This window comes from Dickeya sp. ws52 (genome assembly GCF_007210685.1).
Taxonomy (GTDB): Bacteria; Pseudomonadota; Gammaproteobacteria; order Enterobacterales; family Enterobacteriaceae; genus Dickeya; species Dickeya chrysanthemi.
The window spans coordinates 1-18211 of the sequence record NZ_SZVX01000018.1; the positions used below are offsets into that span (position 1 = coordinate 1).

The window sequence follows — 18211 nt, forward strand, 5'->3', positions numbered from 1 at the left end:
CGGGCCCGCCACCTCCAGGTAGCCCGCCAGCTGGCTGCGGTTCGGCGACACCACTTCGTTGAGGATGGCCGCGGCCGACCGGCCGTTCAGGTTGGGGTTGTTCTGGAGCAGCCCGCCCAGCTGACTCGGCGTCAGCCGGGCGGTGCCGTTGTTGAGGATAAGTCCGCGGTTGTCCACGTTGAAGTCGTGGTAGCGGTTGTGCGACAGCCCCGACGCGTCCGGCGTGGCGATGTTCACCACCGGCACCCCGTTGCCCGCCGCCTCCAGCGCCGTGTTGCCCGACGCCACCGTCACCCCCGCTGCCCACGCCGGCAGCATCGGCTGCAGCACCGTCAGCCACACCAGCGCCCACACCTTCACCCGCTGCGACGTCTTCACCGCCTTCATCCCTGAACTCCTGCGTTTTGCTGTATGAAAAGCCCAATGCCTTGAAAGCATTGAGAATAGCGTTTAAATAAAACGCGAATTATTTAAGGTATATCTATTGATCTGTATTAAAACGACAGCCCTACCCGATACCCCACCACCATGGTGTCGGGTTGTAACCATGCCGGGTAGGAAATCGGCCATCCCACGGTTACCTGTTGGCTCAACCAGCGGCTGGCAACGGTCATGCCGACGGCACCGCCCCATAGTGAGGCCGCCGTCGAGTTATCTTGTTTATGGTTATACAAATGACCGCCATCCACCGCTGCCATGAAGGTGACGTTACCCAGCACCGGCAACTGCCATGCCTGCCAGTTCAGTTCGTTACGCCAGTAAGCGCCTCGATTGCCGGAGGTGTACTGCTCGCGGAATCCGCGTATGGAGGATTCCCCGCCCAGCGTCAGTTGTTCGCTGCCGTACAGCGCTCGGGCCGAGTACTGGCCGTACAGGCTGCCGAGGTAGGTGATGCTATCGGTCACGGGGTGATAGTAACTGGCCGACAGCGTCCATTTATTGAACTCGGCGCGCGGTTCGTCCGCGCTTTTGTCGGTGTCGGTTTCTGAGCCTAACCAGCGCACACCGCGGTTATACGTCGGGTTAAACGTCGCCAGGCCGCCCCACAGTTTCTGACTGTGATTGACGCCCAGCGACACACTGCTCAGTTTGCGGCTGCTGGACGGCAATAACGATCCGTTGAGATAGTTGTTACCGGTTCGCTGGCTAAACGTGCCGGCAATGGCGGTTTTCATCGTGCCGTCGCGGAACACGACGCGGGACAGCGAAAACCGGTGGGTATCGCTGTCGCCGGTGGAATGCCAGGGAAAATCGCGGTTGATAAAGGTATTGCGGTAACGACTTTGGGAATAGTTGTAGCCCAGGTTCCAGTAACCATACGGCATCGAGAAACCGGCTTGCAGGCTTTCAGCATCGTGACTGGTGGCAAAGCGGCTGCTATGGCCGGCGCTGATGAACCATTGATCAGCCAAGCCGAACACATTATCCAGCGCCAGGCTGCCGTTAAGCTGCTCTTCGCCGGTGCTTTTCTGGCCGCTGTTATCGAAAGTCAGCCCTCCGCTAAACGGTAAATGCGCTTCACGCGTCAGATTCACCACCGAATATCCCGGCTGGCTGCCCGGTTGGATCTCGATAGTGACCTGCTGAGACGGCATCCGGTTCATCTGTTCCATGCCTTGCTCAATATCGCGCAGGTTCAGGATCTCCCCTGCATGTGCCGGGAAGGCCGTCCGGGTCATCCGTTCCGTCTGGTTATTGATGGTGATCTTTTCCAGCCGGCCTTCCAGGATTTCCAGTTGCAGTACGCCGCCCGATAAATCCTGCTCGCTCAAAAAGGCACGACTGGTGATATAGCCGCGCTGGATATACCAGTTGCTGACGTCGTGCACCAGTTGGTTGATTTGTTCAAGGTTATTGCAACGATTCAGGTAGCCTGCGACCAGCGTCGCCTGGTCGCTCGGGCGCAACAAGGTACTGTGATTAAAACGGATGTCGCGCAGGGTAAAACAAGGGCCTTGCGGCGCGTTATCCGCTTTCAGCGGCGCCTGCGCAATGTCGTTTAACTGCTGTAATGCTTCACGCTGCTGGCGGGATTGTTCAATCACTTCCGACTGGCGTTGCTGAATGTCGTTTCGCTCCGCCGGGTTCAACGATGCGGAAAACGCAGAGGCGGTATAACCGATAAGGGAAAGACAGGCGATCAGGCCGGTTTTCCTGCTACTGACGGGCATTATGCACATCCATGTAATAGAAACAGAAGGTAAAAATTGCTGAGATAATAATGCGCAAACCTGTCAAAAACAATACAAATACTTACAATTGAGTTGACATTAAATGACACTAAAAAATCAATAAATGATTGATTTAAAATAAATATATTTTATTTATGACAATAAGATCTAAAAATAACGCATAACATAACGCGAAATAACCATCAGAGATGTAACAGAAAGGGGAACCGGATTTTCATCGAATGTAACAGCCGTTTACTTCTCATCTCTTTCGTCCGTGAGATATCTCGGTATAGAACCAGAAAGTCCAGGTGGAGAAAGATGATGACCAACCAACTCAAGATTGTCAGGCCGGAACACCCCACGGATACCACGCAAAAACTGCCCTATTTTGTCGGCATCTCCCGCGATACGGTAGGTTCAAGACAGCTTTCTATGAATATTGTGGTGATCCCGGCCGGCGCGCAGGCGGAACCGCACTACCATGTTGATTACGAAACCGCAATCTATCTGCTAAAAGGGCGGATCGAAGTACGTTACGGCACAGAGTTATCGCAGACGTGTTTCCATCTGGCCGGCGAGTTTCTCTATATTCCACCCGGCGTTCCCCATCAGCCGCGTAATCTGAGCGACGAGGAAGATGCTATCGCGATTGTGGCGCGTAACGACGCGAATGAGCGGGAAAATGTGCGTTTGTACCAGGTCGATGACGATGATTAACCGGTCCCGCTAATCGCATAATAAGAAAAGAGACAGGCTTCCCCGTCTCTTTTTTCGTTTCCGCTTTATCAGGCCAGCAGGGATTATCAGGCGTTGGCCAGCTTACCCAGCGCCATGTTGGCTATTTTGTCGCCGACGACAGCCGCATCGATACCCAGCGATGCACCACCCGCGCCGCGCAGGTTCAGGTTGGTATTGCCGGTATCCCCTGCTACGGCGCTTTTGATCATACCCATCGCCTGACGGAATTTGTCCATGCTGGCGCCGGTCATACCGTCATCATCCGGTTTACTCAGCGCCTTAGCCCAGGATTTGTCGTCAGTTTTTGCTGAGCTCCAGTTATCTTTCTGATACTGCGGCTTACCAAAAATTTCCGGATACTGATCCATAAACTGGCCGATCTCTTTCGCCATGCCGCGATCTTCTTTATCCACAAAGTGGCGGTTGTTGCCGTCTACGTGGGTGCTGACGTTACTCAACGCACCCAGCGCAGCATTCTGCCCCACGCCCATGCCGATAGCATTACCCAACTGGCTGAATGCACCCGCGCCACCCAAGCCCTGCAAGCCGCCTGCACCCAGAGAAGGCTGAGAGAAGCCATTCATCGCCTGGCCGAGACCGTTGCCCAGAATCGACGACAGTGCGTTGTTCACACCGCTGCCGAACGCATTCATATTACCCTGGGTCATCTGGCTGGCGTTCAGCAGTGAATTAGCCAGTTGGTTGCTCTGGTTAGTCAGCTTGGTCACGGTGTCATGACCCAGCAGATCGTCCAGCGCTTTATCAAACATTTTTGACAAGGCATCGCTGCCGGATTGCGGCATGGATAACAAGTTGCCGGCACCCTGCGCGCCATTGCCGAAAGACTGGCCCAGTTGATTGCTCATCCCCAGCCCCTTCGAGCTGGCGCCCAGCCCCTGCGCGCCGCCAAACATCATCGACGTCAGCGCGGAGGTCAACTTATCGATGGTGCTGCTCAGTTTATCCACGCTGGAACCCAGCGATGACGCCGCGGAATTCAGTCCCTTCAGTCCCTGAGAACCCAGCCCCAGGCCGGAGACGCCCAAATCACCGCCGATGTGCGCTTTGATCGTAATTTGCATAATTTCGTTTCCTCATTCATGTCAGGTGTTCGCAAAAGTATCTGCAACGGATGCCCACGCCGATCCCGATGTAGGCATCATGATGGATACTTGTTACTGAGTGACGCCGACGGTGAAACGGTTCCTCACCGTTATCGTTTTGCAATAAAAAAAGCCGCCTTATCTTAATGATCGGGCGCGTCCGTTCCCTGTCTGCACGCGCGCCGCCGGTGCTATGGATACCGACGGCAACGTCATCCCCGCCAGTTCAAACAAACGTTCGATCACCTGCGGATAACTGCCGGGATCTGATGGCAGCGGCCACCAGAGGATCAATACATCGCTGCCGTTCAGGCACAGATGGCAGCCATCGCACTCTGCCGCCTGCTGATAACGACGAGCGAGCAGGCTGCGCAACATGCCGGGATATTGCTGCCCCGGCTGAATCTGCATCATGAGTTCACGTCCGGTGTCCCCAAACTGAAATACCAGATCGACGCCGGATTGCGGCGACCAGCGCGCCGCCTGATGCCGGTTCATCGCGGCCATAAACGCCGTAACGGTGTCGAATACCGTGATGCTATCGGTCATGGCACGTTCACTCGGGTAAAATCGGCCGCACCGGGGCGCATGTCCGTCTGCCACCAGATAACCATCTGCCGACTGTCGGGGTCCGGACGGCAACTCACCGATACACAAGCGCCGGGTGGCGTGCGGGCAGCGCAGGCGCTGAGCAACATGCCGAAAAACAGCAATAAAGTTTTATAACGCATGGCTTTTCTCCCTAAAGGCTATGGGTGTGAATCGTCAGGGTTTGATTAAGGATGCGCGAGACGGTTGCGCGTTTTTGGCCGGCAACAGCGCCAGATACACCTCGGTGGATTCACCGGGTGCCAGCGTGGTTTTCGGCCAGGCGGCGACCGCCAGCGTACGGCTATTGGCACAGCTGGCTTCGTCAAAGCGCAGGGGCTGAGTACCGGTGTTTTTCACCACCCCGACCGTCAGGCTGAGAGACAAATTGCTGTACCACTGGTGACGATGACTCTGATAACTCATTGATGGCGATGTGCGACAAATCTCCGACAATGTCGGCCCGCTGCCGTCAATGGTGAAACCGGCCGGCGTCTGGCCGCTGGCCAGATCGCGCAGGGCATTTTCTACTGTGCCGAACAGATCGGTTTTGCTGTTGCGCTGGGCCACTCGCCCCATAGCGTCATTCAGTTGACGACGGTTATCCGCCGAGACAAACCGGGTGGGATCGTTCTGATCGCCAATTAAGTGCGGCGTGAGAATAAACAACCGTTCGCGGCGGGAGACTTCATGCTGGCGTGAGGTGAACAGTTTGCCGATCCAGGGGATGTCGCCGAGCAACGGCACACGCTTATCGCGATCACCGCTCTCTTCGACGTGAAATCCCCCCAACACCAACGCCCGGTTTTCGCCAATCAGCGCCTGCGTACTGACCGTACCGCGTTTCACACCGGAAGCGGTGCCTTCGGTATTGGTTTCCACCTGACCGTCCTCAATATCGATAACCAGTTGGATACTGCTCGAGCCGCCGTGGCCGACGACCCGCGGCGTCACCTGCAGGCTGGTGCCGGCGGTCACCGGCTGCACATTCGCCACCCGCTCGCCGGTGGCGGTAATAAAGGCGGTACGGCTGAAATCGATCACCGCGGGCTGGTTTTCCAACGTCAGTACCGATGGATTGGCGACGATAGATGCGGTGCCCTCGCCTTCCAGCGCCTGAATATCAGCGGAAAAACGTTTGAAATCGCTGACAAACAGCGTGCTGGAACCTGACATCATGTTGGCACCGCCGGTAACGGCACCCAGTTTCCCTTGCCAGTTGGCTTCCAGCCTGGAAAGCGCCGTGCGGTCCACATCCAGAATGATCGCATCGATGTTGACCAGATTTTGCGGCACGTCGATCTTGTCGATCAGTTGCTGGTATTCATCCCGACGTTTTTCATCGTCGCGCACCAACAGTGCGTTGTTGCGCACATCCGCCGATACCTTGCCGTTGAGCTGATCTTTTTTACGGGACGCCGAAGAGGCGCCGCCGCTGTTACGGCTCGCCAACTTGGCCAGCATCGAGCGGGCGTTCATTTCAATCGCCTTACTGGCATCCTGCCCACCGCCCGCGCCGTCGGCCGTCGTCATTCCGCCGTCGCTGCCGATACCGCTGCCCGCGGCCGCGGCACCGGCGGGCGTGTTGCGGTTGCCATCCATTAATTCATTCAGAATGGTCGCCACGCCGGGGATCACCAGGCGCTGATCGCGATACTGGATAGTGCGGTCCGATACCGAAGCGTAACGCAATGGAAAGATCATCACCTTGCGACGATCTTCTTTGGTTTCACGCTGCTGACTGAAATTACGGATCAAATTGATGTATTCGGTCGGGCCGGTGACCAGCACCACGCCTTCTTCCGGCAATTCCCCCCAGCCGAAGCGGGAATCCAGCAAACCGATGCCGGTCAATGCCTGTTTCATGTCCGGCGCGGCGTCTTGCGATACCTCGATACGTACCGAGGTCTGTTCATCCTGCGGACTGACGTATAACACGTTGTTGTAGACGAACCACTGAAAACGGTGCTCCAACGCTAACCGATCGAGAAACGCAACGGCGTTGTCGGCGCGGATTTTTGTCTCGATATTGACGTCTTCAATGTTGCCCAACACCAGATCGACACCATGACCATTGGCAAAATCCTGCAGCACCGCCGATAGCGGCGTCTGTTCGGCGGAATAGGCATAAGCGCCCTTGCTCCAATCAGCCGGCGTCGCCGCATGGGCGATAGGCAACATCCCCATCAGCACCAGCGACCAGCAAAACAGGCGGTAAAGGTTAAACAATAGTGCATACAGCGCGTTACACATGCTGATCTCCTTGCAAAAAAGCCAGTGTCTTCAGATTCAGCGGCGGCGGCGATGCCGGTTTGGCGCGTTGCGCCAGCAGGCTTTGCCAGACATCTCTCTGATTAACCAGCACTTCCAGTGAACGACACAACCGGATTGGGTCATCCGGCTCGCGTCGCATCAGTAACCACAATTGCTCGTCGTTGGCGGACCAACAGAGGGTAGCGGCGTCCATACCCAGTCGCAGCACGGCGGCTGATGAATAGCGCAGCGCCTTTTGCAACAGCCGGTCATCCACCTTGGCCGGCAGTGCCACGACGGCGGAACATCCCACACCGTCGTGATAACGCGTCAACATCACCGGGCCGTCGTCAATATGTAGCGTCAGTTGACCCGCAGCGCTGTTGAGCCAGCGCTCAATCACGCCGGGTAACTCAGTTGAAGTCATTGATGATGGCCTTCGCCAAGCCATGCTTGACGCTCAGCATCTGCCCGGCAGCCCAGTTGGCATTGGAATAGTCCATACTGGCTTCATAAAACGCATAGCTATCCGCCATGCTAACCTCCCCTTCCGAGAGAGATTGCGCCATCTCGTCGAGCCGGGACTGAGCATCGACAAATGCGCCGTCCAGCCGACGCTGAATAGGTGAAGATGAAGACATGGTTGCGTACTCCCGTTAGTTGAACTGGTCTGTTTGTTGAACAGATGTGGTTGGCCTGCAGTTGTGTGGCCGGGGAGCGGCGGCGGTTCCATTGGGAATGAAAGATGTGTACAAGGCGGTGAGAAGCCGTGCGCGCGGGTATGGGTGCAAGGTAAACAAACCAAGTAAAAACAGGCCGTACCTGATGGCGACGGCCTGTTACGCTAATCTGAAGTAACCTGGTAAGACGCGTTAAAACGTCGTCGTCCCGTACTGATAGCGGTAGAACCGGCGGTATTCCGGTTTCTGCGGGTTATCTGAAGACAGCGTTTTCTGCAACGATTTGCCGCCGATAAGGCCGGTAATGCCGTAGGACAACAGGCTGGTCTGTTTGTCCAGTTGGCTGATCAAATCGGTTTTCGCGCCGGCGGCGAGCTGGTCGAGATAACCGTTTTCAATCTGGCTCAGCAGACGGGCCGATTGCTCCCAGTTGGGGTCGAACGACACCAACTGTTGCAAAAGCGCAATCGGCGCCACGCCTTTGCCCTGATACAGCGCGGAGATTTCGTCTTCTTTGCTGACCGGCGCCGAGTGGCGGAAACCGGCCATCACCAGTTTGGCGCGTTTGGCCGGGCCGGCCTGCTTGCCCATTTGCTCAGTAATGAAACGATACCAGCGGTAATCAAAGGCAAAACTGGAACGGGCATCATAACGTGCGCTGTAGACCAGCGTGTCGAACACTTCCCGCCCGCCGAACCACTTGGTTTCCAGCTCGGCCAGGATCTGAGCGAGGGTTTTATCTTTGAGAATGGCATTAAAGGCGTTGGTATCCTTGTCGGAATCCTGTTGCCCCTGAACCGGGTCAACCACCACCAGTCGAATGGTTTTCGCATTGGCCCAAACGCCGGGGGCCTGATTCTGCACCGCCAGATGATACAACTCGGCCAGAAACTCGGTTAAGCCCACTGCCGCACCGCGGCTATGCCCACCGACCACCAGTTGATATTCCTTCAGCGTCTTCAGGTAATCCACCAGCGGGAACAGGCTATCCAACGTTACCACGCCGGCACGGTCGTCATAACCGTTGACCTGATCGTAGAGCACGCCCAGCGTTTCACTCATCCCCACAAAGCTGCCGCCCCAACTGGCGCGTTTGGCCAATGCCTGGGTTTTGGTCAACATGGCGGCGGTGCCGATGCCGTCGATAGCGACGATGGCGCTGAAACCGCTGATTTCAACGTTGGCGAGAAAATCCTGTTTAGTCGTGCCAGTGCCGCAGAACCAGATTAGTATTTTTTCCATAGGTAACCTCTTGGTTTTCAATCGATTAGGTTTATACATCTCCGTCAGGCAATGTAGCGCGGCAAGCGCCTTGGGGCTGTGTGAGAACCACGTAAATTCAGGCCGTAACAGTGGTGTAGGGCCTGCAACACCGCGTCCATTGCGATAACGCTTCAGGCAGCGCCAGCCTTCCAAATACCCTCTCAGCTGACTGGGCGGCGCCGAACGAGTGCAGACTACAGGATGATGCGCGCCGGTGAACGTCGCGGGGGTTGTGTGGTGGTCAGGCGGGAAAATGCGTTTGAAAAGGGATGACGAGCAACGTTAGGTCCGATGACGGAATCGTGCGCCGCCCTGCTGGTGCAGACGGCGCACGATATCGTGACGACGGGCTGAATGGCGACGTTAATCGCAACGCAGCCTGTCAAGCAAGGCATGGTCGGGGTAGCCATCCGCCGGTAACCCCTGTTGCTGCTGATAAGTCCGGATAGCCTGCGTGGTGGCGCGGCCAATGTTGCCGTCGATAGCGCCCTGATAGCGCTGTTTTTCCTGTAGCAGAATTTGCAACGCCTCACGCTCTTTGCGTGTTAACGGCGTTTCCTGGTGCGGCCAGGGTTTGAGTACCGGCGTATCATGCCGGTAGTTGTCCGACAGCAAGCCAACGGTCAGCGCGTAGGAAATATCATTGTTATACCGCAGAATGGCGCGGAAATTGTCCGTCACCAGAAATGCCGGGCCATTCTTGCCGACCGGCAGCAATATCGAGGCGTTCTCCGCAGACAGCGATGACAGGTCTCTGGGTTCGGCGGCTTTCACCCCGAGCGCCTGCCAGTCGGCAACGGTTTTCTGACTATCCAAACCGGAAGCGGCATAATCAAAACCGGCGGGCAGAGTCACTTCAAACCCCCAGGGTACGCCCGCTTTCCATTTGGCCTGTTGCATATAATTGGCTACCGATGCCAGCGTATCGGGGAAAGAGGTCCAGATATCAGGGCGGCGATCGCCATCAAAATCCACGGCGTATTGCAGGTAAGACGTCGGTATGAACTGAGGCATCCCCATCGCTCCGGCCCAGGAGCCTTTTATCTGCTCTGGCCGCGCATCGCCGTTTTGAATCATGCGTAACGCCGCAATCAGATTCTGCCGGTTAAACGCCCGACGATAATTGTAGTAATCCAGCGTGGCCAGTGAGCGGACGACCGCTTTGTCGCCGGTATTGGCGCCATAGTGACTTTCAATGGAGAGAAAGGCGAACAGCAATGGCGGTTCCACCTGATAACGCTGCTCAATACGCGCCGCCACCTTAGCGTATTGTTTCAGCAACGTTTTCCCCTGCGCAATGTTATCCGGCGTCACCCGTTGTTCAATGTAGGTCCACACCGGCGTGATCACCTCAGGCTGTTTTTGCGTGGCGGCCACCACATCGTTGTCTGGGGTCAGGTCGGCAAACGCTTTATCAAAGGTGTCCGCCGTAATCCCCTTAGAAAGGGCTTCCTGGCGCACTTTGGCTTTCCATTGTTCAAAACTTTCATCTGGCGTAGGTAGCCCTGTTGGCGTGTCAGTCACGCCGTGCGATTTCAGCAAGCCATCAATATCGCGACATTCGCCGGGCGGAGCATGTTTATGAGCACATGAACTTAACACGCCGGTGACGAGCAACAACACCGTCACCTTCGCCATCATTGATGAACACCGGGTTCTGTTATTGACCATTCGACTATTCCATTCAGAGACAGAAAACAGCCCAAAGCAGACCCACGTGGCTGCCGGAACATTGCCGGTGCATCACTCCGCGACCCCTCGGGCATCGTTTAACTTCTACTCTTACAGTAATAGTGCAACCACATATGGGAATATACAGGCGACGACTGACATAACTGTCACGGACGGCGGTTATCCGTAGTATGACATGTGCTTTGGTAACGATGCATTACGGCCTTGTTTCGCTGTCGTCGGCATCGTCAGTTTAACGAGAACGTCTCCGTCTGCGGCAACAACTGTTCTACCGCTCGCTGCCAGCTCAGGGTCATCACGCCCTGTGCGGTGATCAATTTCAGGGTATCCTGCGCCAGCGCGTCATCGTTACTCAATTTCCAGCCAAGGTGGCGATGTTCGGTCAGCCAGGCGGACACATCGGCCTGACGTTCGGGATGGCAATACAGCGTGCCGCTGCCTTCTCCGCCTTGTGTGCGCAATAACTGGCGCAACAGCGCCGGGTAACGCTCTGCATCGGGTACGGTTTTGAGAAGTTGGGTCATAGCATCGGTCAGCAACTGGCTGCATTGCGATACCAGCCAGCTTTCCATTTGCTCGCGCTCCTGTTGCCAGCCGCGCAATACCTCATCCGCCTGCCGCCAGAATTGTTGCTCCGCCTGCCCGGTGGCAACGGCAATCGATTCCTGCGCCTGCCGGCGTGCTTCGTCAAGCAACACATCGGCCTGTTGCCGCGCTTCTTCTATCACCGCCAGGCCGCGTTGATGCTGTTGTAATTGTTCAACCCGAATCAGTTCCGCTTCCTGCACATCCGTTCCCGCTACCAGTTTTAGGCACCGTCTGGTCAACATATCCTCTCTCCCTGATACCGATGATGCTTACATTGATAATGCTCACCAAATAGTTTATACGTTAAACTATTATAATATGAATTATCACATTTATACTTTCCGAAACTACCCGGCGGCGACTTTCCAGATAATGGCGTCGCACAGGCTGGCGATGCGGCCGGCCGGTAAGGCTTCGGCAGGTGTTTCTGCCGCGCCGTCGCACCAGTCTCGCGGGTACAACAGTTGCAGGCGTGACCAGCATGACGCCGGAAAGCGGCTACGTAATATCACCAAGGCGTCCTGTTCCCGACGCTGGCCGAACGCCAGCATCGAAGGCAGCCACAGGCCGGGACGCAAGGCTTTCGCCAGTCGCCGGCACCAGATGGCCAGCGCGTCAGGCTGTTCACCCTCGGTTTCACGGCATACCGCCGCTATCAGCGCCAACACCTGGCGGCGTTGTTCTGCATTCAACTGCCCCAATTGCAATAGCGCGCTCTCCGGCGGAGGCGGGGTTGTTTCGACGATGTCGAAGCGATGGCGCATCGCGGTATGGTGTACCGGCGCCAGCGCCAGATCGTCCTCGCTGAATGCCACTGCCGTCAGCCAACTGGCATCCGCCTGTCGCAGGCAGCCATAACACCACCACTGAATCCAGTACAAGCCGTCGTGAACGTCAGAGGCGCTGTGCATACTCAGGCCCCCGCACCCGGCGGCGTCTGTTTCCTGCGCGCCAGTTGCTGCTCCCACCAGGGCTTGCCGAAACGCCAGCCCAACACGCCCGCCAGCGCCAGCGCCAGCAAACCGGCCAGCCACTGCACTTGCGTCATGGTCTGCGGCGTCAATTGAAACGGCCCCAGCGACACCTTAGGAATATGATCTTTGTAGGGCTCCGCCGGAACAAACACGATGGCCAGGTCTTTATCGCTCTTACCGGCAAGCCCCGGAATGCTGCTGGCCACCATGCGGCGGATACGTGGTTCGATGCTATCCGGCTCCAGCTCTGGCCGGTATTTAATGAATACCGCGGCGGATGCCGGTTGAATGGGTTCCCCCGGTGCAATACGCTCAGGCAACACAACATGAACCCGAGCCACCAACACGCCGTCAATCTGCGTGAGTGTGGATTCCACTTCCTGAGACAAGGCATAAATGTAACGGGCACGCTCTTCCAGCGGTGTCGAAATCACGCCGGTTTTCTGAAACACCTGGCCCAGATTGGTGCGGGCCTGCCGCGGCAATCCGGCGGCGTTAAGAATATTGACCGCCCGTTCCATGTCTTTGACATCAATCAGAATGCTGACGCCGGCTTTATCCGTACGCTTTTCCGCCCCGATGTGATACCCCCCTAATGCGGCAATCACTTCGTTGGCATCGTTTTCAGAAAGACCGCGATGGAGCTCCACGCGATCACCGCAGCCCGCGATCAACATCGCCAGCAGCAGGGTCAGGAATCGGTGCAGGACGGGTTTATTCATCATGGCGCCATTATTATGGGTTGATCATGATTGGGTAAATCATGACGATATTAATGATGGTCTGACTCGGTTTATCGCGAGGTTATTGCAGGTTAGTCAGCTTTTCCAGACTCTGAACGCTCTTGGCGACGACCTTGGCATTCAGCAGACTTTCCAGATAAAACGAAGATAACGTTCGGGTCGCATCCATCACATCTTTGGGGTTATTGCTGTTGATGCTTTTGCTCACCTGACGTTCCGCTTTTTGCAGCATGTTTTCCAAATTGTCGGATTTTTCCGCCAGCGCCCCGAGCCAGGCCTTATTGTCCGGCGTCGTCGGCGTTGCCGGCGCGGCAGGCTCCATCGCAGCGCTAAACCAGGTCACATCCGCTTGCGCAGGAACATCAATGCTGCGCGGTTCACCGTCGTTGATCACTCCCTGAACTTCATTGACACGGGTAATTTTCATCATGAGTCCGTTCCTCTTTGATGGATGTTCATCTGACAAAAAAACCGGGGGAACTTCCCCCCGGTAGTCGACTACCTACACAACATCAGAACTGAATAGCTTTGGCCGCTTTCTGCCCGGAGTTCATGGCCTTGGTGGCAGAGTCCATCTGGCCGTCGGTGATTGAGCTGATAGCATCGGTTTTCATTTTCTGCGCCTGGGCAGCGGTGGTCATCGCCGTGGTCGATGCCATGGTTTTGTCCAGAGTCTGCATACCTGCCAATGCTGCTGCGTTAGAAAGTCCCATCATGATAGATATCTCCAATTAACAATTGATTGATAAAGTGAATTTCGCTACTGAACTTTGCGACTTACACAGTCATCGTGTTCATAGATTAAGTAGGAGATAATGCGAGGTGGTTCCGGAAGATGTTCACTTTTTTTCCCCTGGTGGTGATAACAGGATACTGCCTGGTAAATTACAGCCCGCGCGCCGCGACATTCAGCAACTTGATGCGGTGATAAAGCGTGCGCTTGGGGATCCCAAGCTCACTGACGACGGTATCGATACAGTGGTCATTACGCTGCAACGCTTCCTGAATCAGAAAGCGCTCGATACGGCGCAACCGAACCTTCAACGATGTCAGCGGCGTGTCGCTCTCTGCGCCGTCTCCGTCGGCGACGATCGGCACCGGCGACAATCCCAGCACCCACCGCTCGGCGGCAGCCTTCAGTTCACGAATATTGCCCGGCCAGTCGTGCATCAGCAATTGCTCCTGCATGATGACCGACACCCCCGGTACCGACAGTTTCAGGCGGGCGGCGGCATCGTGTAAAAAGCGCTGAAACAACGGCAAAATGATGTCCGTGCGTGAGCGCAGCGTCGGCAATTGAATTTTTACCGTATCCAGCCGGAAGTAAAGGTCACGTCGAAAACGCCCCTCGTCCACCAGCTTTTGCAACGGCGTCTGGGTAGCGACAATCACCCGCATATCCACCGGTTTGAATTGGGTACTGCCTAACCGCTCAATGCCGCGACTTTCCAGCACCCTCAACATTTTTGCCTGTAACGTCAATGGCATACTGTCGATTTCATCCAAAAACAGGATGCCTTTATCGGCGGTTTCAAGGTATCCGGCACGGGACCGGCTGGCGCCGGTATAGGCGCCGGAAACCACCCCGAATAACTCGCTTTCCGCCAGCGTTTCCGGTACGGCCGCGCAATTCACCGCCACCAGCGGACCGGCACAACCGGAAAGCTGATGGATGCGGCGCGCCAGCGTATCTTTTCCGGTGCCGGTTTCCCCCTCCAGTACGATATCGACATTGAGAGGCGCAATAGTGTGGATGAGAGAAGCGAGTGAGCCGTGTATATCCTCCGATTGCTGTGTTGACAAAAAATGATGCGTAGCACAATGAAGTGACTGCGAAAACTCATTGCTATTCCTTAACGTCATGACTGCTCCTGTACTTTTTTTGTATTCCATTATCAGACTGTCGGATCATTTCCATGCTGTGCCGACATGTCGGTAACAGCGTCGATCTGACAACCATCATCGTCACCCTGATGCATTCTTAACGATCAACTGCGATAAATCTGATCGTTTTAACGACGTATTGATGGTATGCGTAAACATTACTGCCTGGCGCAAAACAAACCATCAGCCAACCGCTGAAGTTGAGGTAGGGATTTCAGAGCAAAAAGTAGGAATAATCTTACCCCCGGAAATCGCCGCCGCGATGGCTATCCGGATAAGGGGAAACGAGGATCGCCTCTCCGTCACGGCAGGCGATGATGCATGACGGAGAGGCGCGGCGTACACGCTACCGTCAGATGATTAAACGCTGGCTCAATGCATACTTCACGATGTCTGCATTGGTGGTGAATTGCATTTTTTCCATTAACCGCGATTTGTGGGTACTGACGGTTTTATTGCTGATGGCCAGCATTTCGGCAATCGCATTCACGCCCAATCCCTGCGCCAGCATCACCATGATCTGGTGCTCCCGCGAAGTCAGCAATTCATGACGTCCATCGCCGCGCGTCTGACAATCCGCGAACACAATCTGTTCGGCGATACTGTGATCAATGTAGCGTGCGCCCTGTGCAACCCGGCGGATAGCCGACAGCAGCGCTTCCGGATCTTTATCTTTCGTGATATAGCCCAGCGCCCCGCTTTTCAGTACCCGCCGGGCGATTTGCGGTTCGCTGTACATACTCAGCACCAGGATCGGCAGACGTGGGTATTGCGCCACAATGCGGATAATCAGCTCTTCACCGCAAATGCCCGGCATACTCATGTCCAGCAGCAGTAAATCCACCTGATTCTCACGCAGTTGCGACAAAACCTGCGATCCGGTTCCCGCTTCCGCCACCACCTCCAGATTCTCGTCTAATGCAAAGATCTGTTTTAATCCTTCACGCATAATCACATGATCGTCAGCGATCATCAGTTTTATGAGTCTGTCCATTCGCGTTGTCGTCCTCTCCAGAGACATCTGTTTTAGGCGGTATCCTGCGGAAACGTCAGCCGGACCAACGTACCGGCGCCCGGCTGACTTTCTATTACCACCTCGCCACCCAGCATTCGACCGCGCTCTTTCATGCTCATCAGGCCGAAGGCGTTGGGTTTACGAGTTTGAGCGTCAAATCCTTTACCGTTGTCGTGCACGCTCAACACGATCAATCCTTCGCGGTTTTCCAGCGAAATCACCACTTGCGTCGCTTCGGCGTGCCGCGCGATATTGGTGAGCGATTCCTGCACCACCCGAAACGCCGCCGTGGCGCATTCATCATTGAGCACCACTTCAGGCTCAGGGGCATGTAACAGGCATGGGCAGCGATATTGACGAATAAAATCATCCCGCAACCACTCCAGCGCCGGTGTCAGCCCCATATCCAGCACGTTAGGGCGTAACCGGGTCGCTACGTGTCTTACCACCTGAATGGTTTTATCGGACAACGCCATCAAATTCTGTAGTTGCGTCAGCATATGTGGATTATCGCGGGCAAACTGCATACGCATCAGCGACAGGCTCATACGCATCGATGTCAGGTGTTGCCCCAGTTCATCATGGATCTCTCGGGCGATGTGTTTACGTTCTTCTTCGCGGGAAATTTCCCGCTGGCGCGCCAACAGCCGCAACTGCATATGGGAGTCTTCCAGTTTTTTTTCGGCATAGCGTATGGCGGTAATATCCCGCCCGACGGTCAGGATCGATATCAGCTTGCCGCGCTGATCAAACTCCGGCACGCAGCGGATATGGTGGATCACCCGGTGGCGCGTCGTTGTCATGCCGATGTCCTCTTCCAGTTCCCCTTCAACGCTGCTCTGCGTATCCACCACCATCTGCACCAATTGCAAAATACGCTGAGCGCAGCGAGCATTGGGCAATAAGTCGGTCAACCGCCGCCCGTGCAGTTGCTCGGCGGTAAAACGCAGGTGAGCCAATACGGCGGGATTGGCGTATTGGCAATTGAGCTGCGTATCAAAGCGCGTGACCAGATCCGGCGTGTTCTCTACCAGCGCCCGGAACTCCTGCTCTCGGGCGTAAGCCAGTTGTTCGTTCTGTTTGCGTTCACGAATATCCCTGACGACACACATGCTGTACTTTCGTCCTTTATGTAGAAAATGGTTCACGCTGACTTCTACCGGCAGCACCACGCCCTGACGGGTTCTGTGCTCGGTTTCAAACGTCAGCCCGCGTTTCCAACCACGCGGATCGCACCAGTGGCGCTTTGTCTTTTCCTGCTCCCAGTCGAGGTCGATATTTTGTATCCGCATACGACGAAATTCGCGACGACTGTAGCCCAACATGCGACATGCCTCGTCATTGGCGTAACAGAACTGCTCCATATCATTGACGATATAAATAGCATCCTTGATACGACTAAAGGCGAAATCCACCAGTTCCAACGGCGGAACGTCATCGGGATGGTGGGGTTGCCGGGAAGTTGGGATATATAACATGGCCATCTCCTTGCTATCGCTAAGCCTATCGGCCCCTGTAAACCAGGCGCCGACAGCGAAAGGAAAGCCGCAGAAATCACCTTCGGGGAAGGAGGCCTGCGACCCTGTTAGGCTGCGTTGCCGCACGGCTCTGCGGCGGCTGACAACCTGATACTGACTGACAGGTTCCTTCACCTCCCTTGATTCAGGGGAGATGCCCTCCCGGGGCATGGCAATACCAGCGATCCCCCGTGACGATTTCGCACACGGGGGATTCAGCTTATGCATCAACGGCCTGGCGGAGATATCCCCTGGCGCGGGAAAGACGCGAACGTACAGTGCCAATAGGAATGTTGAGTTGCTCGGCAATGTCCTGGTAGCTGACATCGGCATCCAGCAACATCATCAACATTTTACGCGTTTCCTCAGGCAGGTGCGCACTGGCCGCCAGTGCGCGGCTCAATGAGTGATCGCATTCCGTGATACGGCTGGGATCGATATCCGTCGACAGAATTTCCGCGACTTCCAACGCCTCGTCGCTAATATCGAAGGCACGATAACGCGCCTGCTTGAAGTGATTTCGTACCAGATTCAGGGCGATGCCGAATACCCAGGTCTCCGGACGCGAAGCGCCGGCGAACTTTTCGCGATTTTTCAACACTTCCAGGTAGGTCATCTGCTGTAAATCTTCCACATCCTCACGGTTCGATACGCGCTTGCGAATGAAGTTTTGCAGTCGTTTGCCATGCAGGCGAAAAACCTGCTCCCAATCCACGGTATTGGCAGGGGTATGAATCTGACACGCATCCATTTGTTTCAGTGCAATCGTTTCCATTTCATTAACTCTCCATCGTTGTGCCCTAATTGGCGCATCGAGAAGAGCAAGGCGCGTGCCAGCTGATGAAAAACGATTAACCCACTGTTATGTAATAATTTATTTTTTATCCCTATGGCTTTTTACGCCACTTTTTGCCGGTGAAATCCAGCCTGAATTGCAAACTTTTGCAGAGCAAACCACCCAAATAGTTACCATATTAATAATAACTTATTGTTACCTTA

20 protein-coding genes are annotated in these 18211 nt (G+C 55.5%); 1 reads left to right on the plus strand and 19 read right to left on the minus strand.

The window, feature by feature from the left end:
- A partial coding sequence (locus FDP13_RS16370; RefSeq protein ID WP_143839911.1) for a filamentous hemagglutinin N-terminal domain-containing protein occupies window positions 1-387 on the minus strand: 387 nt, incomplete at its 3' end.
- A 107-nt stretch (window positions 388-494) separates the two neighbouring features.
- Window positions 495-2171, minus strand: coding sequence for a ShlB/FhaC/HecB family hemolysin secretion/activation protein (locus FDP13_RS16375; protein WP_012769632.1), 1677 nt, complete (start codon window positions 2169-2171; stop codon window positions 495-497).
- Between the two features lie 321 nt (window positions 2172-2492).
- Here FDP13_RS16375 and FDP13_RS16380 point away from each other — a divergent pair, with 321 nt between their 5' ends.
- Window positions 2493-2891, plus strand: coding sequence for a cupin domain-containing protein (locus FDP13_RS16380; protein WP_143839912.1), 399 nt, complete (start codon window positions 2493-2495; stop codon window positions 2889-2891).
- Between the two features lie 86 nt (window positions 2892-2977).
- Here FDP13_RS16380 and hrpN read toward each other — a convergent pair whose 3' ends face one another.
- From hrpN to FDP13_RS16465, 17 genes are all read right to left on the minus strand, one after another.
- On the minus strand, window positions 2978-3994 hold the full coding sequence (gene hrpN, locus FDP13_RS16385) for a harpin HrpN (RefSeq protein ID WP_012769630.1): 1017 nt from the start codon (window positions 3992-3994) through the stop codon (window positions 2978-2980).
- Window positions 3995-4153: 159 nt separating this feature from the next.
- On the minus strand, window positions 4154-4564 hold the full coding sequence (gene hrpV, locus FDP13_RS16390) for an HrpV family type III secretion system protein (RefSeq protein WP_012769629.1): 411 nt from the start codon (window positions 4562-4564) through the stop codon (window positions 4154-4156).
- Window positions 4561-4746 carry an HrpT family type III secretion system protein gene (hrpT, locus tag FDP13_RS16395; RefSeq protein ID WP_012769628.1) on the minus strand — a complete coding sequence of 62 codons (186 nt, stop codon included), beginning with the start codon at window positions 4744-4746 and terminating at the stop codon, window positions 4561-4563. Before hrpT ends, hrpV begins: the two co-directional genes overlap by 4 nt.
- Window positions 4747-4780: 34 nt before the next feature.
- On the minus strand, window positions 4781-6856 hold the full coding sequence (gene sctC / locus FDP13_RS16400; RefSeq protein WP_012769627.1) for a type III secretion system outer membrane ring subunit SctC: 2076 nt from the start codon (window positions 6854-6856) through the stop codon (window positions 4781-4783).
- Complete coding sequence (locus FDP13_RS16405) at window positions 6849-7283, minus strand: type III secretion system chaperone (protein WP_012769626.1); 435 nt, start codon at window positions 7281-7283, stop codon at window positions 6849-6851. The genes sctC and FDP13_RS16405 overlap by 8 nt, the downstream gene beginning before the upstream one ends.
- Complete coding sequence (locus FDP13_RS16410) at window positions 7270-7497, minus strand: type III secretion protein HrpF (RefSeq protein WP_012769625.1); 228 nt, start codon at window positions 7495-7497, stop codon at window positions 7270-7272. Before FDP13_RS16410 ends, FDP13_RS16405 begins: the two co-directional genes overlap by 14 nt.
- 231 nt (window positions 7498-7728) lie before the next feature.
- The gene (locus FDP13_RS16415) at window positions 7729-8778 is read right to left on the minus strand and encodes a phospholipase (protein ID WP_143839913.1); all 1050 of its coding nucleotides are present in this window, start codon (window positions 8776-8778) and stop codon (window positions 7729-7731) included.
- Between the two features lie 384 nt (window positions 8779-9162).
- Window positions 9163-10470, minus strand: a complete 1308-nt coding sequence (locus FDP13_RS16420; RefSeq protein ID WP_143839914.1) for a lytic murein transglycosylase — start codon at window positions 10468-10470, stop codon at window positions 9163-9165.
- Window positions 10471-10718: 248 nt separating this feature from the next.
- Complete coding sequence (sctL, locus tag FDP13_RS16425) at window positions 10719-11321, minus strand: type III secretion system stator protein SctL (RefSeq protein ID WP_012769621.1); 603 nt, start codon at window positions 11319-11321, stop codon at window positions 10719-10721.
- 105 nt (window positions 11322-11426) lie between these two features.
- Complete coding sequence (locus FDP13_RS16430; protein ID WP_143839915.1) at window positions 11427-11990, minus strand: serine kinase; 564 nt, start codon at window positions 11988-11990, stop codon at window positions 11427-11429.
- 2 nt (window positions 11991-11992) lie between these two features.
- Window positions 11993-12775 carry a type III secretion system inner membrane ring lipoprotein SctJ gene (sctJ, locus tag FDP13_RS16435; RefSeq protein WP_027711924.1) on the minus strand — a complete coding sequence of 261 codons (783 nt, stop codon included), beginning with the start codon at window positions 12773-12775 and terminating at the stop codon, window positions 11993-11995.
- An 82-nt stretch (window positions 12776-12857) separates the two neighbouring features.
- Complete coding sequence (locus FDP13_RS16440) at window positions 12858-13226, minus strand: EscI/YscI/HrpB family type III secretion system inner rod protein (protein ID WP_012769618.1); 369 nt, start codon at window positions 13224-13226, stop codon at window positions 12858-12860.
- A gap of 82 nt (window positions 13227-13308) precedes the next feature.
- Complete coding sequence (locus FDP13_RS16445) at window positions 13309-13515, minus strand: hypothetical protein (protein ID WP_033575736.1); 207 nt, start codon at window positions 13513-13515, stop codon at window positions 13309-13311.
- Between the two features lie 166 nt (window positions 13516-13681).
- Window positions 13682-14659 (minus strand): sigma 54-interacting transcriptional regulator, encoded by a 978-nt coding sequence (locus FDP13_RS16450; RefSeq protein WP_012769616.1) that lies wholly within the window; start codon window positions 14657-14659, stop codon window positions 13682-13684.
- Between the two features lie 373 nt (window positions 14660-15032).
- A complete protein-coding gene (locus FDP13_RS16455) occupies window positions 15033-15674 on the minus strand; it encodes a response regulator transcription factor (protein ID WP_012769615.1) in 642 nt (213 codons plus the stop codon).
- A gap of 32 nt (window positions 15675-15706) precedes the next feature.
- On the minus strand, window positions 15707-17173 hold the full coding sequence (locus FDP13_RS16460) for a PAS domain S-box protein (RefSeq protein ID WP_027711921.1): 1467 nt from the start codon (window positions 17171-17173) through the stop codon (window positions 15707-15709).
- 259 nt (window positions 17174-17432) lie between these two features.
- Window positions 17433-17987 carry an RNA polymerase sigma factor gene (locus tag FDP13_RS16465; RefSeq protein WP_012769613.1) on the minus strand — a complete coding sequence of 185 codons (555 nt, stop codon included), beginning with the start codon at window positions 17985-17987 and terminating at the stop codon, window positions 17433-17435.
- Window positions 17988-18211: the final 224 nt, after the last annotated feature.

Coding starts and splice junctions, on each gene's coding strand:
- FDP13_RS16375 (WP_012769632.1), bottom strand. CDS start 2,171: ATGCCCGTCAGTAGCAGGAAAACCGGCCTGATCGCCTGTCTTTCCCTT.
- FDP13_RS16380 (WP_143839912.1), top strand. CDS start 2,493: ATGATGACCAACCAACTCAAGATTGTCAGGCCGGAACACCCCACGGAT.
- hrpN (WP_012769630.1), bottom strand. CDS start 3,994: ATGCAAATTACGATCAAAGCGCACATCGGCGGTGATTTGGGCGTCTCC.
- hrpV (WP_012769629.1), bottom strand. CDS start 4,564: ATGACCGATAGCATCACGGTATTCGACACCGTTACGGCGTTTATGGCC.
- hrpT (WP_012769628.1), bottom strand. CDS start 4,746: ATGCGTTATAAAACTTTATTGCTGTTTTTCGGCATGTTGCTCAGCGCC.
- sctC (WP_012769627.1), bottom strand. CDS start 6,856: ATGTGTAACGCGCTGTATGCACTATTGTTTAACCTTTACCGCCTGTTT.
- FDP13_RS16405 (WP_012769626.1), bottom strand. CDS start 7,283: ATGACTTCAACTGAGTTACCCGGCGTGATTGAGCGCTGGCTCAACAGC.
- FDP13_RS16410 (WP_012769625.1), bottom strand. CDS start 7,497: ATGTCTTCATCTTCACCTATTCAGCGTCGGCTGGACGGCGCATTTGTC.
- FDP13_RS16415 (WP_143839913.1), bottom strand. CDS start 8,778: ATGGAAAAAATACTAATCTGGTTCTGCGGCACTGGCACGACTAAACAG.
- FDP13_RS16420 (WP_143839914.1), bottom strand. CDS start 10,470: ATGGTCAATAACAGAACCCGGTGTTCATCAATGATGGCGAAGGTGACG.
- sctL (WP_012769621.1), bottom strand. CDS start 11,321: ATGTTGACCAGACGGTGCCTAAAACTGGTAGCGGGAACGGATGTGCAG.
- FDP13_RS16430 (WP_143839915.1), bottom strand. CDS start 11,990: ATGCACAGCGCCTCTGACGTTCACGACGGCTTGTACTGGATTCAGTGG.
- sctJ (WP_027711924.1), bottom strand. CDS start 12,775: ATGAATAAACCCGTCCTGCACCGATTCCTGACCCTGCTGCTGGCGATG.
- FDP13_RS16440 (WP_012769618.1), bottom strand. CDS start 13,226: ATGATGAAAATTACCCGTGTCAATGAAGTTCAGGGAGTGATCAACGAC.
- FDP13_RS16450 (WP_012769616.1), bottom strand. CDS start 14,659: ATGACGTTAAGGAATAGCAATGAGTTTTCGCAGTCACTTCATTGTGCT.
- FDP13_RS16455 (WP_012769615.1), bottom strand. CDS start 15,674: ATGGACAGACTCATAAAACTGATGATCGCTGACGATCATGTGATTATG.
- FDP13_RS16460 (WP_027711921.1), bottom strand. CDS start 17,173: ATGTTATATATCCCAACTTCCCGGCAACCCCACCATCCCGATGACGTT.
- FDP13_RS16465 (WP_012769613.1), bottom strand. CDS start 17,987: ATGGAAACGATTGCACTGAAACAAATGGATGCGTGTCAGATTCATACC.